Raw genomic sequence first — 16,644 nt, 5'->3', positions numbered from 1 at the left:
ACGCACCTCATGACCATCAAACCTTGGCGCGAAGTCGCCCACCCCCACAAGGACGTGCTGGAAGGCACTTTCAAGCAAAGCGAATTCGCGGCTGACATCTCGCAGGTGCACGCAGGCACGGCAGAGCCTGAGTACCAGGACGCCGAGAAGTTCTTTGCCCGCACCTTCATCACCGAAGGCATGCGCCTGTTGCTGCAAAGTGTGGCCGAGCGTTTGTCGGGGCGGGGCGGTGACCCGGTCATCCAGCTGCAAACGGCCTTTGGTGGCGGTAAGACCCATACGCTGCTGGCGGTGTACCACCTGGCCAGCCGTCAGTGCCCCACAGAGAAGCTGGCGGGTATCCCGCCGATTCTGGATGCCGCAGGCGTGACCTCTTTGCCGCAGGCGCGCGTGGCGGTGATTGATGGCATCAAGTTCTCGCCCAGTCTGCCCCGTTCGCATGCGGGCACCACGGTGAACACGCTGTGGGGCGATTTGGCTGTGCAGTTGCTGGGGGCCGAGGGCTATGCGCTGCTGGCCGACGCCGATCAGGCGGGCACATCCCCAGGTAAAGACGTACTGACGACGCTGTTGCAACGCGCGGCCCCTTGCGTGGTGCTGCTGGACGAACTGGTTGCCTATGTGCGCCAGTTGGAGCCCGGCAAGAGCTACCCAGGCGGCACGTTTGACAGCAACATCACCTTCATTCAGGCGCTGACCGAGGCGATGAAGAGCGTGCCCAACGCCATCTTGCTGGCATCGCTGCCGCAGTCAGAAACCGAGGCGGCAGGCACGCAGGGCCAGCGCGCGCTGGATGTGCTGGAAAAATATTTTGGCCGCGTCGAATCGGTCTGGAAGCCGGTGGCAGCGGAAGAGGCCTTCGAGATTGTGCGCAGGCGGCTGTTTGACACCGTGGGCGACCCAGCGCAGGTGAACGCCACGGCGCGGGCTTTTGGCGAGCTGTACCGCCAGAACCCGACCAAGTTCCCCAGCGAGACGCAGGAGGCGCGCTACGAGGAGCGCATTGCGCACGCCTACCCCATTCACCCCGAGGTGTTTGACCGGCTGTACGAGGACTGGTCCACGCTGGACAAGTTTCAGCGCACGCGCGGGGTGTTGCAGTACATGGCCATCGTCATCCACAGGCTGTGGGACAGCCGTGACAAAGACCCGCTCATCATGCCGGGTTCGTTGCCCCTGGACGATGCGCTGGTGCGCAACAAGAGCATCCATTACCTGCCCAACGGCTGGGAGCCGGTGATTGAACGCGAAATGGATGGCCCGCGTTCAGCAGCGGCAGACATTGACGGGCATGACACCCGGTTTGGCAGCTTGCAAGCCGCGCGGCGCGTGGCGCGAACCATCTTCTTGGGGAGTGCGCCGTCTAACGCTGCGCAGGCTGTGCGCGGCATTCGGGTGGATGGCATTTTGCTGGGCGCCGTGCAGCCAGGGCAGGCGGTGGGTACGTATGAGGATGTCATCAAACGCCTGCGGGATCGGCTGCATTACCTCTACGGCGAAAAGGACAGCTACTGGTTTGACACGCGCCCCAACCTGCGCCGCGAGATGGAAAGCCGCAAGGCCAACCTGAAAGACGCTGACGACGTGATGCCGCTGCTGCGCGACCGCGTGGGCAGGGTGTTTACTAAGGGCAACCACTTTGCCGCCATCCATGTGTTTGTGCCGTCTGCGGATGTGCCCGATGAGTTTGGCCTGGGGCCACGGCTGGTGGTGTTGCCGCCCAATGCAGGTTACCGCAAGCAAGATGAGTCGTTGGCCTTGTTGGCTGCCACCGAGGTGCTGGAAAAGCGGGGCGATGCACCACGGCTGAAACGCAACCGCCTGATTTTCCTGGCGCCCGATGGTGATGCCGTGCAGCGCCTGCGCGATGCCGTGCGAACCTATCTGGCATGGAAGTCCATCGTGGAAGACGTGCAAAACCGCCGTATCGATCTGGGTACCTACCAGGCCGATCAGGCCAAGCGCGCGATGGACGGTGCTGAGGATGGTGTCAAACAGATGGTGCGCGAGACCTATCGCTGGCTGATGGTGCCCACCGAAGAGATGGTGCGGGGCAAGCTGGCTTTGCGCTGGGAGGCCGTGGCCTTGTCGGCGTCTGCACCGAGCGTGGTCGATGCGATTGAAAGCAAGCTCAAAGAAGAAGAATGGCTGGTGAGTGCTTGGTCGCCCGTCCATCTGAACCGGATGCTGAACCAGTGGTACTTCAAAGAGGGCGTCACCGAAGTCTCGGCTTTGAAGGTGTGGCAAGACAGTTGCCAGTACCTGTACCTGCCGCGCCTGCTGAACTCTGATGTGTTTGTGCAGGCAGTGACGGCAGGTTGCGCCACCCGTGACGGGTTTGGCTACGCGGCAGGCAAGGATGGTGACCGTTGGTTGGGGTTTTCCTTCGGCCATTCTGCTTTGGTCACCATGGATGCCGACACCGTGCTCATTAGCCAGGCTGCGGCCATCGAGTACCAACAGAAGCTGGACGCGGAGCAGCGCGAGCGTGCAGCACACCAAGCGTTGCCTGCCAATGTCGGCAGCGGTGTGCCTGGCGCGCCAGTGCCCGGCCAGCGTCCGGTGGCGTCCAAGTCCGAGGCAACCACTGCGGCGACGGCTGCGGTGGCACTGCTCAATCGGTTCTTTGGACTGGTGGAGGTGGATGCCACAACAGCAACCATGGACTTTTCGACCATCGTGAACGAGGTGATTCAGCACTTTGCGGCCCAGAGCGGTGTGGACGTCACCGTCACCGTCGAAATCGAGGCCCGCACGCGCGATGGTTTTGAGGCAGGCTTGCAGCGGACCATCAAGGAGAACTGCGGGGTGCTGAAATTCCGCTCCGCCAACTTCGAGCAGGAATAGCCTGCAGCAGATGAGCGAGCACGGGCACGAATGCGCGCAGCGTACTTGCATCTTTGAACCGTATGTTTCAGCTCACCATGCCTCGGCAGATGCATGGACCCAGCCATAGGGGGCGGTTCCTGGCGTTTCCATGTGTCGCGGTCATCGCCAGGGGTATTGTTACGTTTTGACATATTCTGCGCAGAGAATGTAGGCGGCCCTGTTTGCCGCGTGCCTGCGAGGCCCCTTTTTTTACGAACGAGTTCTGCGCCAACGTGAATTCCCCTGACCTGCTGATGGATTTTCTGGCACCCGGTGACGAGGGCGCGCAGGCGCCCTGGGTGCACGCACGTTGGCAGCCTTTTTTCGAGATGCTGCCTCTGGCCCTGATGGAGTTCCAGCTGGAAGGCGTGCGCCTGGTGCTGGTGGCAGCGAACGCGGCTGCGCGGCGCATGCCCGGGCTGGGCGCGGTGCGCGGCCCCGGCACCGATGCCGCAGAGGTGTTTGACCCATTGCAGCGCACGGGCATCGTCGCGCAACTGTGCGCGGTGGCGCGGGTGGGCGTGCCGCTGGAGTGCCGCCCGATCGTGCGCGAGCCGGGGCGCCCGGTGCTGGCCTGGGAGTTGTCGGCCCGCCGTGTGGCCAGTGTCGGCAGCAACAGCATCATGGTGACGGTGCACGATGTCTCCGAGGCCGAAAACCTGCGTGCCGCGCTGGCCGCATCCGAGCGCGCTCTGCAAGACGCGCGCCGTGAGCTGCACGAGCAAAGCGATGTCTTCAACACCATGGAGAGCCTGGCGCGCACTGGCCATTGGCGGCAGATTGAAGACCCGGGCGAAACCGTGCTGCTGTGGTCTCCCGGTCTGTGTGATATCTCCGGGTTTGAGCGCCAGGAGTGGGTGGGCCTTGAGCGTGCGCTGAGCGGCATCCTGCCGGAGGACCGGCAGGTTTTCGAGCAGGCGCGCAAGCAGGGAGCGGGCACCAACGTCGAATACCGCTGGCGCCGCCCGGACGGAGAGATCCGCTGGATGCGATCGCGCATGCGCCACGCGCGGGCTGGCGACGGCGTGCGGGTGGAGATGGGCGTGGTGCAGGACGTGACCGACGAGCGCCGCGCCGCAGAGCGGCTGCGCGAGCAGTTGCTGTTCATCCAGCGCATTGCCAGCCGCATTCCGGGGTTCATCTACGAATACCGGCTGCACACCGACGGTGTCAGTCGCATGCAATACATCAGCGACGCGGTGCGCGAGTTCATGGGCGTCAATCCCGAGGATGTGGTCCGTGACCATGAGGTGCTGATGCGCAGCATGCTGCCCCAGGATGCTGCCCTCGTGCGGCAAGCGGTTGCGGCTTCGCTGCCCAATCTGGTGCCCTTGCAGTGTGAATACCGGGTTGCCATGCCCGACGGCAGCGTGCGCTGGCATATCACCAATGCCATTCCCCATCGAGAGGCCGATGGCTCGGTCGTGTGCCACGGCTTCACCATGGACATTACCGACCGCAAACGCGCAGAGCAGGAGATAGAGCGCCTGGCGTTTTACGACGCGCTCACGGGCCTGCCCAACCGGCGCCTGCTGCTCGACCGGCTGCAGCGCGCGGTGGCGGGCAGCGCGCGCACGCGCCAGCTGGGCGCCCTGCTGTTCATTGATCTGGATAATTTCAAGTACCTGAACGACACCCTGGGGCACGACATGGGCGACCAGCTCTTGTCGCAGGTGGCGGCGCGGCTGGCGGCCTGCGTGCGCGAGACCGACACCGTGGCCCGCTTTGGCGGCGACGAATTCGTCGTCATGCTGGAAACCCTTCGCCCCGGCTTGTCCGAGGCCACCAGCCATGCGGAAGCCGTTGCCGAAAAGCTGCTGGCCAGCCTGAACCAGCCCTTTGATCTGGGCGGCCAGCAACACTACAGCACCCCCAGCATTGGCATCACCTTGTTTGGAGACGAGCGCCTGTCGGTGGACGAATTGCTCAAGCGGGCAGACCTGGCCATGTACCAGGCCAAGGCCGCAGGCCGCAACACCCAGCGATTCTTTGACCTGGACATGCAGGCCGCGGTCAACGCCCGCTCCAACCTGGAGGCTGACCTGCGCCAGGGCCTGGCGCGCGGCGAGCTGCGCGTGCACTACCAGCCTGTGGTGGACCACCACGCCCGCCTGGTGGGTGTCGAGGCGCTGGTGCGCTGGTGCCACCCGGTGCGCGGCATGGTCGGCCCCGCCGAGTTCATTCCCCTGGCCGAGCAGACCGGATTGATTTTGCCGCTGGGGCAGTTCGTGCTGCAGACCGCGTGTGCACAGTTGCAGCGCTGGGGTGAACACGAGGGAACCCGCCACCTCTCGATCGCCGTCAACGTCAGCGCGCGCCAGTTTCGCCAGCCCGGCTTTGTGAGCGGCGTGCTGCAAACGCTGGCAGACTGCGGTGCCAACCCGGCCAGGCTCAAGCTCGAACTCACCGAAAGCCTGCTGCTGGGCGACATCGAAGACACCATTGCGCGCATGGAGCAGCTCCAGCGCGAAGGCGTGGGGTTTTCACTTGACGACTTTGGCACCGGCTACTCCAGCCTGGGCTACCTCAAGCGGCTGCCGATCGACCAGGTCAAGATCGACCAGAGCTTTGTGCGCGACGTGCTGACCGACCCCAATGATGCGACCATCGTGCGCACCATCCTGGCGCTGGCCCAGAGCCTGGACCTGGAGGTGGTGGCCGAAGGGGTGGAGACCACAGGGCAACTGGCGTTTTTGCGCCTGCATGGTTGCGCAGAGTTTCAGGGCTATTTGTTTGGACGGCCGGGTCCCATGGAGAACATCGATGCGTATTTGCACCCTGGGCATTGAAACGCGGGCGCGCCAGCGTGCGTCGACGGGAGAGTGCGCATGATGCGCGGCATAGGCGAGGGCGCGCATTTTTTCGAGAGGGTGCTGGAGCGCAACGCCCGCTGGGCCCGGGGATGGGCGCTGGTGCTGGCGGTGGCGCTGCTGGGCAGCTGGCTGGTGGTGGAGGCGGCTGCGCGCTGGCGCGAGTCAGAGCGCAGTGTGGAGCGCGCCCGGCTGCTGGACCAGACGGCGCAGGCACTGAAGGTGCAGGTGCAAGGGGGTGGGTTGCTGGGGGCGGTGTCCCTGCTCGGGCTCAGCGAGCCACTGCTCAAGGACATAGCCATGGGTGTGCTGGCGCCGGACGACAGCGCGGCATTGAACCGGCTGGCGGTGGCGCGCGGCCGGTTTTTGATCGATGGCATCTATGTGATGTCGCATGATGGCACCGTGGTGGCCCATGAAACCCCGGGGTCCAGGTTCACGGGGGGCAATCTGGCGTATCGCCCCTATTTCCAGCAGGCCGTGCATGGCGCAGCGAATGTGTATGCCGCCATTGGCGGCAACACGAAAGAGCGCGGGCTGTATTACGCGGCGCCGCTGTACGAAAGCGACTCGCTCAGCAGCACCATCATTGGTGTGGTGATGGCCAAGGTGGGATTGGACTCCGTGGATGCGCAGCTCGCAAGTGCCGGGTTGCCCATGCTGCTGTTGTCCCCCCAGGGTGTGGCCTTTGCCGCGACCCGGCCCGAATGGTTGTTTGCCATGACCCCGCCGCTGACCCAGGCGCGCATTGATGCTGTTCGCGCGTCCCGGCAGATGGGGCAGCATTTTGACAACGGCGTGGCCTCGGCGCTGCCGTTTTCTCCCGATGCGGACCAGGTGGAAATCAATGGTGTGACCCATGCGGTAGCGCGGCACCCCCTTGACTGGAAAGACCCCGGCGGAGACTGGCAACTGCTGGCGCTGGACGATGTCAGTGCCTTGACGCCGCTGCCCCTGCGCCTGCAGGTGGGCGGTGTGGCCTTTGTGATCCTGAGCCTTCTGGGCCTCATGGTGCGGGACCTGCTGGTCAGCCGCCAGCGTGTGGCTGCGGCGGGCGAGCGGTTTCACCTGCTGGGCGCCGCGCTGGAGAGCAGCCCGGTGGCCGTGGTGATCACCGATGGCGATGGGCGCATTGACTGGGTCAATCCGCAATACGAGCGCAATACTGGTTATGCCCTGAGGGATGTGCGCGGCAAAAAGCCCTCCATCGTTGCCAGCGGCCAGACTGCGCCCGCAACGTACCAGCAGATGTGGTCCACCTTGCTGTCGGGGCATTCCTGGCAGGGGCAGTTCGTCAATCGGCGGCGGGACGGCAGCATCTACCACGACGAGGCCACGCTTTCGCCGGTGTTCGACAAACGGGGCAAACGCATTGGCATGGTGGGCTTGCACGAAGATGTCACCGAGCGCATGCAGGCCCAGGCCGAGCTGCAGCGCCGCGAGCGCCTGCTCAACGAGCTGCTGGAGCAGCAAACGGCCATTTTTGACAACGCACCACCCATCTTGCTGGTGTGCGATGGCCGGTTCAAACAGTTCAATCCGGCGTTTGTGGAGCTGATGCGTGGCACGGTGGCGGGTTTGCTGGGGCAGAGCGTATCCACCTTGTTCGGCGGCCCCCACCATTCCGAGCAGTTCATCGCGCGCGTGGTGCCCCGGCTGGCTCAGGGGCAGGCGCTGCGGGAAGATGCCACGCTCTACCGGCTGGACGGCAGCACGTATGTTGCGCGCCTGTCCGGGCGCGGTGTGCAGATGGAGGGCTGCCAGTCGGCGTCGATCTGGGTGATTGAAGACATCAGCGAGGCGCGGCAGGCCGAGGTGGCCATGCGCGAGGCCGCCGAACGGCTGGAGCTGGCCCAGGAGGCTGGCAAGGTGGGCGTGTACGACATCGATCTGGCGAGCGACGCCATCGTCTGGTCGGACAAACTGGTGGCAATGATTGGCTTGCCTGCGGGCACCCAGCCCAACGGGCGTGCCGGCTGGCTGGCCTGTCTGCATCCCGATGACCGAGAGCGCGCCGGTGCCTATTTTGATCAGTGCCTGGCAGGCACCGAAACCTATCTGCGCAATTCCTGGCGCATCGTGCGCCCCGATGGCGAGGTGCGCTGGTTTCTGGAGGCCGCCCGCATTGTCCGCGACGCCGCCGGAAAGGCCGTGCGCGTGGTCGGGGTCAATGTGGATATCCACGACCAGAAGCAGCTCGAAGCGCAGGTGGCGGAGCAACTGGGCTTTCAGCAGGCCCTGATCGATGCCATTCCGGTGCCGCTTTTCTACAAGGACGCCCAGGGGCGGTACATCGGGTTCAACGTGGCCTACGAAGAGGCCTTTGGCGTGCGCCGCGAAGACCTGATCGGCAAGACTGTGCTGGACCTGCAGTTTCTGACGGCGGCGGAGCGGGCCCGGTTTGATGCGGATGCGGGTGCGGTGATGACGGGAACGCAATCGGTGCACAAGGATGTGGACCTGCCCTTCGCCGACGGCAGCGTGCACCACATGCTCTTTTGGTTGCACGGGTTTTTGCGTCCGGACGGCTCGCAGGGTGGCGCCATTGGTACCTTTGTGGACATCACCGACCGCACGAAGGCACAGCAAAACCTGCGCCTGGCCAAGGAAATGGCAGAGGAAAACGCGGCCCTCAAGTCCAATTTTCTGGCCAACATGAGCCATGAAATCCGCACGCCCATGAACGCCATCATCGGCATGTCGCACCTGGCACTCAAGTCGGGCCTGAACGCCCGGCAACACGACTATGTGAGCAAGATCCAGCAGGCGGGCCAGCACCTGCTGGGCGTGATCAACGACATCCTCGATTTCTCCAAGATCGAGGCGGGCAAGCTGGAGGTGGAAAAGCACCCCTTCGTGCTCGACCGCTTGCTCGAAGGCGTCACTGATGTGGTGGGCTACAAGGCCGGCGCCAAAGGGCTGGAACTGGTCTGCGATGTGGCCGCCGATGTGCCCGCCAATCTGGTGGGCGACTCCCTGCGACTGGGGCAGATTCTCATCAACTTTTCCAACAACGCTGTCAAGTTCACCGACCACGGTGAGATCAGCATCGCCGTGCGGGTGCACGAGCAGGATGCCCGGCGCGTGCTGCTGCGCTTTGAGGTGCGCGACACAGGCATCGGCCTCACGCCCGAGCAGATGGGCCGACTGTTCCAGAGTTTTCAGCAGGCCGACCCGTCCACCACGCGCCGCCACGGCGGCACCGGGCTGGGCTTGGCGATCTGCAAGAGCCTGGCCGAGCTGATGGGCGGCGAGGTGGGCGTGCGCAGTGAGTTGGGCAAGGGCTCGACCTTCTGGGTGACGCTGCCGCTGGAGCGCGGGGCGCCGGCACGCCGGCTGCAGCCGCCTACCAGCATGCGCGGGCGCCGCGTGCTGGTGGTGGACGACAACCACACGGCCGCCACGGTGCTGTCGGACATGCTGCAGTCCATGGGCTTTGAGGTGCAGCAGGCGCATTCGGGCGCCCAGGCCCTGGACGTGCTGCGCACCGCCATGCAGCAGCAAAAGCCGTTCGGGCTGCTGCTGCTGGACTGGCACATGCCAGGCATGGACGGCATTGAGCTGGCGGGGCATATCCGCAGCCTGGGCCTGGCGCAGGTGCCGCAGATGCTGATGGTCACGGCCTACGGGCGCGAAGACGTGATGCGCGCGGCGCGCGCGCAGGGCATCGACGCCGTGCTGATCAAGCCGGTGAATGCCTCGGTTCTTTTTGACACCTTGATGCATCCCACGGAAGGCGCCGGACTGGCTGAACGCCAGGAGCCTGGCCCCGCACCCGATAGCGATGTGTTGCCCGAGGCGATTCGGGGGGCGCGTGTGTTGCTCGTCGAGGACAACGAACTCAACCAGCTGGTGGCGGTGGAGTTGCTGCGCGATGCCGGTTTCGAGGTGGACGTTGCAGACAACGGGCAGGTCGCCATCGAAAAGCTGGACAGCGCCCATTACGACGTGGTGCTGATGGACATGCAGATGCCCGTGATGGACGGCGAAACGGCCACTCGGCGGCTGCGCGCCGACCCGCGCCATGCCCGCCTGCCCATCGTCGCCATGACTGCCAATGCCCTGGAGGCCGACCGCCAGCGGTGTTTTGCCGCCGGCATGAACGACCATGTGGCCAAACCCATCGAGCCGGCCGTGCTGTGGGCGGCGCTGGCGCGGTGGATTCGCCCGCGCCCGGCGCTGGGTCAACCGGCCAGCGCCGGTGGGGTAGCGCCGGGTGTGGCCGCACCGGCGCCCCTGTCCGAGCAGATAGCCTCACTGTCGGTGCCGGGGCTCGATACGGCCCTGGGCCTGCAGCGCGCGCTGGGCAAGCCGGCGCTCTATGCCGATCTGCTGCGCCGGTTCTGCGCGGGGCAGGGCCTGGCGGTGCACCGGGTGCGGGAGGCCCTGGCAGCGGGCCAGATGCCGCTGGCAGAGCGGCTGGCCCACACCTTGCGATCGGTTGCCGCCAACATCGGCGCCACCGGTGTTTCCGATGCGGCGCAGGCGCTGGAACACGGGTTGAGGCAGGCTGACGCGGTGTCGGCATTGCACGCGCGGGTCGATACGCTGGCCGTTCACCTGCAGCCGTTGCTGGAAGGACTGCAGGCGTGGCAGCAACGCGCCTCTTCTGCGTCGAATCCGGTGCCCCAGGTGGCGCACCAGGAGGCGCACCAGACGCTCGCGCAGCTGCGCAGCCTGCTGGCGCGGGACGATCCAGCAGCGGTTGAATATTTGAAACACAATGTGACTGTGCTTGATGCGTTGCTTGGCGATGCCTTTCGGACGGTTGCAGAACATGCTGGCAATTACGATTTTGAAAAGGCGCTGGACATGTTGGCCACAATCAACCCCGTGCCAACGCCGCCAACGGATGCCCCGCCTTGAGCGCGCACCTGAGGGAAAGACCATGGAAAACGCGCCTTCTTATTCCAGCCTCGCGCAGTATGTGGAAAAACCCATCGCCACGGTGCTGGTGGTGGACGACACACCGGAAAACCTCACCCTGATGGGCAGCCTGCTGCGCGAGCATTTTCTGGTCAAGGTGGCCAATCATGGCGAGAAGGCGCTCAAGATTGCGCAGTCTGGCGCGCCGCCCGATCTGAGCATTCCCGACCATATCCTGCTCAAGCCCGGCAAGCTCACGGTGGAAGAGTTTGAAATCATGAAAACCCACACCACGCTGGGCCGCAATGCCATTGAGGATGCGGAGCGCCGGCTGGGCATGCGCGTGGCGTTTCTCAGCGTGTCCAAGGAAATCGCCTACAGCCACCAGGAAAAGTGGGATGGCTCAGGCTACCCCGAGGGGCTGGCGGGGGACGCCATTCCCGTGTCTGCCCGGCTCATGGCCGTGGCCGACGTGTATGACGCGCTGATCAGCAAGCGTGTTTACAAGCCCGCCTTCTCGCACGACCAGGCCTGCGGCATCATCGTCCGGGGCAAAGGCGCGCATTTCGCCCCCGACATGGTGGACGCCTTTGTAGACCTCGCCGAAGACTTTCGCCGCATCGCCCAGAAGTACCCGGACCCTGCGTGATCCCGCTCCAGGGGGAGGGGGCTCAGCGTGAACGGTATGGAGTGATTGAACGCGAATGCGTGTCCGGCGTTAGAACGGCGCGTTGTCGCTCTTGGGGGCGTCGGCCTGTGGGATGGCTGCGGATGCGTTGGCGTCCACATCCCCAGCCACATCGGCCTCAGCGTTTGCCGGTGCGTCTGCCTCAGCCGCCTGGCGCACGGCGGCCTTGTCGCCTGCGCTGGCGAACTTGCTGTATTTGCCCAGAAGCGGCACCAACTGGCCATAGATGCGCGGGCTGCCAGCCATGCATTCGCGCTGCTCCAGAAAGTCGGCCTCGCCCGTGAAATTGCCCACCAGGCCACCGGCTTCGGTGACCAGCAGCGAGCCGGCCGCCACGTCCCAGATCGACAGGCCGGTTTCAAAGAAACCGTCGGTGAAGCCTGCGGCGACATAGGCCAGGTCGAGCGCGGCGGCGCCGGGGCGGCGCAGGCCGGCCGTGCGCTGCATCACGTCGCTCATCATGTTCAGGTAGTTCTTGAAGTTGTCGCCCGGGCGGAAGGGAAAGCCGGTGGAGATCAGGCAGTCCTTGAGCTGGGTGCGCTTGCTCACGCGGATGCGGCGCTCGTTCAGATAGGCGCCGCGGCCCTTGGTGGACGTGAACAGGTCGTTGCGCGAGGGGTCGTAAATGACGGCCTGCTCAATCTTGCCGCGCACGGCCAGCGCAATGCTGACGCAATAGACGGGAAAGCCGTGGATGAAGTTGGTGGTGCCGTCCAGCGGGTCGATGATCCAGACAAACTCGGAATCCTTGGCGCCGTATTCGCTGCCCGATTCTTCGGCCAGGATGCCGTGGCCGGGGTAGGCCGTGAGCAGCGTCTCGATGATGATTTTTTCGGACGCGTGGTCCACTTCGGTCACGAAGTCGTTGATCTGCTTTTGCGAGATCCGCACTGATTCCACGTCCAGGGCCGCGCGGTTGATGATGGCGCCGGCGGCGCGTGCGGCCTTGATGGCCACGTTGAGCATGGGGTGCAGATTGGTCGACATAAATTGTGAGAGAAGGACAGGGGCCGAAGTGCAAGGCCTGGACCGACGATGCGGCGACAAGGGGAGAGATTCTACCCGCTGTGTTCCGGGCGGCCTTCTGGCGGCCTGCTGGCGGGAGCCCGGCCCGGCCAGCGGCGACAATGGCGCATGCCCCGGTGGCCCGCCGTTCCTCTCTGATTTTTCCATGCGTACCCGTTTCATCCTTATTCAAACCAGCCATGCCGGCAATGTGGGCGCCGCCGCGCGCGCCATGAAAACCATGGGTTTTGACGACCTGGTGCTGGTGGCGCCGCGCTGGCCCAACGTGCTGCGGCGCGAGGAAACCATCCAGCGCGCCAGCGGTGCCCTGGATGTGCTGGAAAACGCCCGCATCGTCGCCACGCTCGATGAAGCCCTGGACGGCATGAGCCACCTGTGCGCCACCGCCATGACGCCGCGTGACTTTGGGCCGCCCACGGCCAGCCCCCGGGCGCATTTTGAAATGCTATTGAAAAAAGAGCAGCTTGCGCTGGATGGGCAAGCGCTAGAGGCCAAAAACGCTTCAAATGCCGAGGCTGCGGCGGCTCCATCGGGTGTGGCCTTTCTGTTCGGCTCCGAGCGTTTTGGCATGGCCAACGAGGATGTGTACCGCTGCCATGTGGCGCTTTCCATTCCCACCAACCCGGGGTTTGGCTCGCTCAACCTGGGTGCCGCCATCCAGGTGATTGCCTACGAATGGCGCCAGGCGCTGGGTGGTTTTGCGGTGCAAAATGCCACCCCCGCCCGCGTGCAGGCCGATGCCGCGCAGGTGGCCGGCATGCTGGCCCACTGGGAGCAGGCGCTCACCGGCATTGGTTTTCTTGACCCCGCCGCACCCAAGAAGCTCATGCCTCGCCTGAACCAGCTTTTCAACCGCGCGCAACTGAGCCCGGAAGAAATCCACATCCTGCGTGGTGTCGCCAAAGCCATGCTCGAGACGGCACAGGCAAAGCGCTAGACTGCATTTCCATATTCCAACAACAACCAAGCCATGTTTGCCCGCCTGCGTTCCGACATCCAGTGCATCCTTGATCGCGACCCTGCGGCGCGCAGCACCTGGGAGGTGATTACCTGCTATCCCGGCTTGCACGCGGTGTGGCTGCACCGCCCGGCGCACTGGTGCTGGGGCCATGGCTTCAAGTGGCTGGGGCGCTTCATCTCGCATTGCGCGCGCTGGTTCACGGGCATCGAGATCCATCCGGGTGCCAAACTGGGTGAGCGCGTGTTTTTCGACCACGCCATGGGCGTGGTGGTGGGCGAGACGGCCGAAATCGGCGACGGTTGCACCATCTACCAGGGTGTCACGCTGGGCGGCACCTCGCTCTACAAGGGCGCCAAGCGCCACCCCACGCTGGGCCGCGATGTGGTGGTGAGCGCCGGTGCCAAGGTGTTGGGCGGCTTTGAGGTGGGCGACGGCGCAAAAATCGGCAGCAACGCCGTGGTCATCAAACCTGTGCCGGCGGGGGCCACGGCGGTGGGCATTCCGGCGCGCATCATCCCGTCCAAGGAAGGCCACAGCGCCGACGTGACCGAGCCGCACCAGGCGCGCAAGTTCACGGCCTATGGCATCACGCAAGAGGACGACCCGCTGTCGCAGGCCATGCGCGGCCTGATCGACAACGCTTCGTCGCAAGAGCACCAGATCGCGCTGCTGTGGCAGGCCATCGAGAAGCTGTCCGAGTGCGTCAAGACGGGCGATTGCGTGCCCGATGGCGCGGCGCTCAAGGAGCAGTTCGAGGCGGGCAAGCTCAACGATCTGGTGGGCAAGTAGCCGCGGCCGGGGCGGCCCCCCAAACAAAGAAGCACGCTCCCGGGCGTGCTTCTTTTTTTATAGCTGCCAGCGATTGACTGGCAAGGGCTTGAGGCCTAAATCACCTTAAAACGGCTTGATCGCCACCTTCAGCACGCCGTCACGCTGGTTGGAGAACAAGTCATAGGCCGCCACGATGTCGTCGAGCTTGTAGTGGTGCGTGACCAGCACGCCCAGGTCGAGGCGGCTCGATGCCACCACGTTCATCAGGCGGCGCATGCGTTCCTTGCCGCCGGGGCACAGCGCGGTGCGGATGGTGTGGTCGCCCAGACCGGCGGCAAACTGGGCCAGCGGGATGCTGAGGTCTTCGGAATACACGCCCAGGCTCGACAGCGTGCCACCGGGCTTGAGCACTTTCATGGCTTGCGCAAACGTGGTCTGGGTGCCCAGCGCTTCGATGGAGCTGTCCGCGCCCTTGCCGCCGGTGAGCTTCATCACTTCCTCGATCACGTCCACGTTGCGGAAGTTCAGCGTCACGTCGGCGCCCATTTTCTTGGCAATGCCCAGGCGGTGATCGTTGCCATCCACGGCGATGATGGTGGTGGCGCCCAGCAGGCGCGCGCCCGCCGTGGCGCACAGGCCAATGGGGCCCTGGGCAAACACCACCACGGTGTCGCCGATCTTGATGTTGGCGTTTTCAGCGCCCTTGAAGCCGGTGGACATGATGTCGGGGCACATCAGCACCTGCTCGTCGGTCAGGCCGTCGGGAATGGGCGCCAGGTTGGCTTGCGCATCGGGCACCAGCACATATTCGGCCTGGGTGCCGTCGATCAGGTTGCCAAAGCGCCAGCCGGCCGTGGCCTTGTAGCCATGGCAGCCGCACAGGCCGCGCGCCACCAGGTAGCTGCCGTCTTGTGACGGCGCGCCATCCTGGGCGGCATACGAGTTGAAGTTGGGGCAGATGGCGCCAGCAATCACGCGCTGGCCTTCGGTGTAGCCCTGTACGGCGCTGCCCAGCTTTTCGATCACGCCCACGGGTTCATGCCCCACCGTCAGGCCCTTGGCCACGGGGTATTCGCCCTTGAGGATGTGCACGTCGGTGCCGCAGATGGTGGTGGTGGTGATGCGCACCAGGGCGTCGTTCGGGCCAACATCGGGGATCGGCTTGTCGGCCAGCTCGATGCGGCCTTTTTCGACAAACACGGCGGCTTTCATCATTGCGGTCATGGTTGTGCTCCTTGCGTGTGAAAGTGTCATCTTACGCTGTCCACATGTCGGTGGCGTGGCGGCGCCTGAGTGGGCTGCTCGGGTATCTGAAAAAAGACTTGCTGCCTCAGCGGGTGCGTACTGCCGATTTGGGCCGAAAGGCCTTGCAGACCTCGTCGCGCGTTTCCAGATAAGGCCCGCCGATCAGGTCGATGCAATAGGGCACCGCCGCAAAGATGCCGGGCACCAGTTGCGCGCCGCTCGCATCCTTGAGGCCTTCCAGCGTTTCGGCAATCGCCTTGGGCTGGCCGGGCAGGTTGATGATGAGGCTCTGCTCGCGCACCACGGCCACCTGGCGCGAGAGGATGGCGGTGGGCACAAACCGCAACGATATCTGGCGCATCTGCTCGCCAAAGCCCGGCATCTCCTTGTGCGCCACGGCCAGCGTGGCCTCGGGCGTCACATCGCGCAAGGCCGGGCCGGTGCCGCCGGTGGTCAGCACCAGGCTGCAGCCCTCGTTGACCAGCGCGATCAGCGTGGCGCTGATGGTGTCCTGTTCGTCGGGGATCAGGCGGGGCTCGAACGTGACGGGGTTGAGCAGGGCGCGGTTAAGCCAGTCCTGCAGGGCGGGCAGGCCCTTGTCTTCATACACGCCGGTGCTGGCGCGATCACTGATCGAGACGATGCCTATCTTGACCGGGTCTTGGCGCGGTTCAGTCATCGCGGGCCTCGTCGTCGCCGTCTTCGCCCTCGGGCATTTCTTCTTCTGCACCGGCCGCACCACCCAGGTGCTCGCGCACCAGCTGAAACAGCTCGCGATAAGCCCGACCCTTGCGTGGGGCCAGGCCCTGCGAGACCTGCACATTGGCGGTCTTGCCCGGCGGCGTTGCATCCTTGCGCGCCTGGCGGATCAGGGCGCGCAGCTGCTGCGTGTCAGTGTCGGGGTGCTCGGCCATCCAGGGGGGCAGGGCTTCGTCATCGGCAATCAGCCGGTCGCGCCAGTGCTCGGCCAGGTGCAGCGAGAGCTTTTCGCTGGCCGAGCCCTTGTGCTGCTCTTCCAGCGCCTGGCGCGCGGCCTGCACCAGCGCGGGTTCAAGCTTGCGCATGAGCTTGCCCACATATTGCATCTGGCGGCGCTTGCCCTCGAAGTTGGTGATGCGCTTGGCCTCGGCCAGCGCGTCCACCAGCTTGTCGGGCAGGCCCACGGCGTCGAACAGGTCGGCGCGCAGGCTCAGCAGTTCTTTGCCCAGGTCTTGCAGTTCATCGCTTTCGCGCTTGAGGTCGGTGCGGCTGGCATCGGGCGTGCCTTTGAGTTCGGCCTTGAGCTGAATGTCCAGTTCGCTGCCTTCGGCAACGAACTGGCCTCGCACAAAGTAGCCTTTTTTGGGTTTGCGTGACATGGATGGGGGCAAAGATAAGTGGCGCAGAAGGATGAAACAGGAGGGGCGCCA

10 protein-coding genes are annotated in these 16,644 nt (G+C 64.8%); 6 read left to right on the top strand and 4 right to left on the bottom strand.

Annotated features, from left to right (window positions below; all coding sequences use genetic code 11):
• The first annotated feature begins 9 nt into the window (after positions 1-9).
• The 4 genes from CCX87_RS13165 (at position 10) to CCX87_RS13150 (ending at position 11,193) form a co-directional block, all read left to right on the top strand.
• Positions 10-2,847, top strand: coding sequence for an ATP-binding protein (locus tag CCX87_RS13165; protein WP_087746901.1), 2,838 nt, complete (start codon positions 10-12; stop codon positions 2,845-2,847).
• 275 nt (positions 2,848-3,122) lie between these two features.
• Positions 3,123-5,657, top strand: coding sequence for a putative bifunctional diguanylate cyclase/phosphodiesterase (locus CCX87_RS13160; RefSeq protein WP_087748331.1), 2,535 nt, complete (start codon positions 3,123-3,125; stop codon positions 5,655-5,657).
• A 42-nt stretch (positions 5,658-5,699) separates the two neighbouring features.
• Positions 5,700-10,544, top strand: a complete 4,845-nt coding sequence (locus CCX87_RS13155) for a PAS domain S-box protein (RefSeq protein ID WP_087748330.1) — start codon at positions 5,700-5,702, stop codon at positions 10,542-10,544.
• Between the two features lie 22 nt (positions 10,545-10,566).
• Positions 10,567-11,193 (top strand): HD domain-containing phosphohydrolase, encoded by a 627-nt coding sequence (locus tag CCX87_RS13150; RefSeq protein WP_087748329.1) that lies wholly within the window; start codon positions 10,567-10,569, stop codon positions 11,191-11,193.
• Positions 11,194-11,262: 69 nt separating this feature from the next.
• Here CCX87_RS13150 and CCX87_RS13145 read toward each other — a convergent pair whose 3' ends face one another.
• Positions 11,263-12,219 (bottom strand): inositol monophosphatase family protein, encoded by a 957-nt coding sequence (locus CCX87_RS13145; RefSeq protein ID WP_087746898.1) that lies wholly within the window; start codon positions 12,217-12,219, stop codon positions 11,263-11,265.
• Between the two features lie 184 nt (positions 12,220-12,403).
• On the opposite strand from CCX87_RS13145, the gene CCX87_RS13140 reads away from it, so the two are divergent.
• Both CCX87_RS13140 and cysE read left to right on the top strand, forming a co-directional pair.
• Positions 12,404-13,195 carry an RNA methyltransferase gene (locus CCX87_RS13140; protein ID WP_087746895.1) on the top strand — a complete coding sequence of 264 codons (792 nt, stop codon included), beginning with the start codon at positions 12,404-12,406 and terminating at the stop codon, positions 13,193-13,195.
• A gap of 33 nt (positions 13,196-13,228) precedes the next feature.
• The gene (cysE, locus tag CCX87_RS13135) at positions 13,229-14,008 is read left to right on the top strand and encodes a serine O-acetyltransferase (protein WP_087746893.1); all 780 of its coding nucleotides are present in this window, start codon (positions 13,229-13,231) and stop codon (positions 14,006-14,008) included.
• Between the two features lie 105 nt (positions 14,009-14,113).
• On the opposite strand, the gene CCX87_RS13130 is transcribed toward cysE, so the two are convergent.
• The 3 genes from CCX87_RS13130 to yjgA form a co-directional block, all read right to left on the bottom strand.
• The gene (locus tag CCX87_RS13130) at positions 14,114-15,214 is read right to left on the bottom strand and encodes an NAD(P)-dependent alcohol dehydrogenase (RefSeq protein ID WP_087746889.1); all 1,101 of its coding nucleotides are present in this window, start codon (positions 15,212-15,214) and stop codon (positions 14,114-14,116) included.
• 106 nt (positions 15,215-15,320) lie between these two features.
• Positions 15,321-15,914 (bottom strand): molybdopterin adenylyltransferase, encoded by a 594-nt coding sequence (gene mog / locus CCX87_RS13125; protein WP_087746886.1) that lies wholly within the window; start codon positions 15,912-15,914, stop codon positions 15,321-15,323.
• Entirely contained in the window at positions 15,907-16,593 is a 687-nt protein-coding gene (yjgA, locus tag CCX87_RS13120; protein ID WP_087746882.1) for a ribosome biogenesis factor YjgA, read from the bottom strand. Before yjgA ends, mog begins: the two co-directional genes overlap by 8 nt.
• Positions 16,594-16,644: the final 51 nt, after the last annotated feature.

This window comes from Acidovorax sp. T1 (assembly GCF_002176815.1).
In the GTDB taxonomy this organism is placed as follows: Bacteria; Pseudomonadota; Gammaproteobacteria; order Burkholderiales; family Burkholderiaceae_C; genus Acidovorax.
Note: the sequence above shows the minus strand (reverse complement) of the source record. Positions and strands in the feature narration are given on the sequence as shown.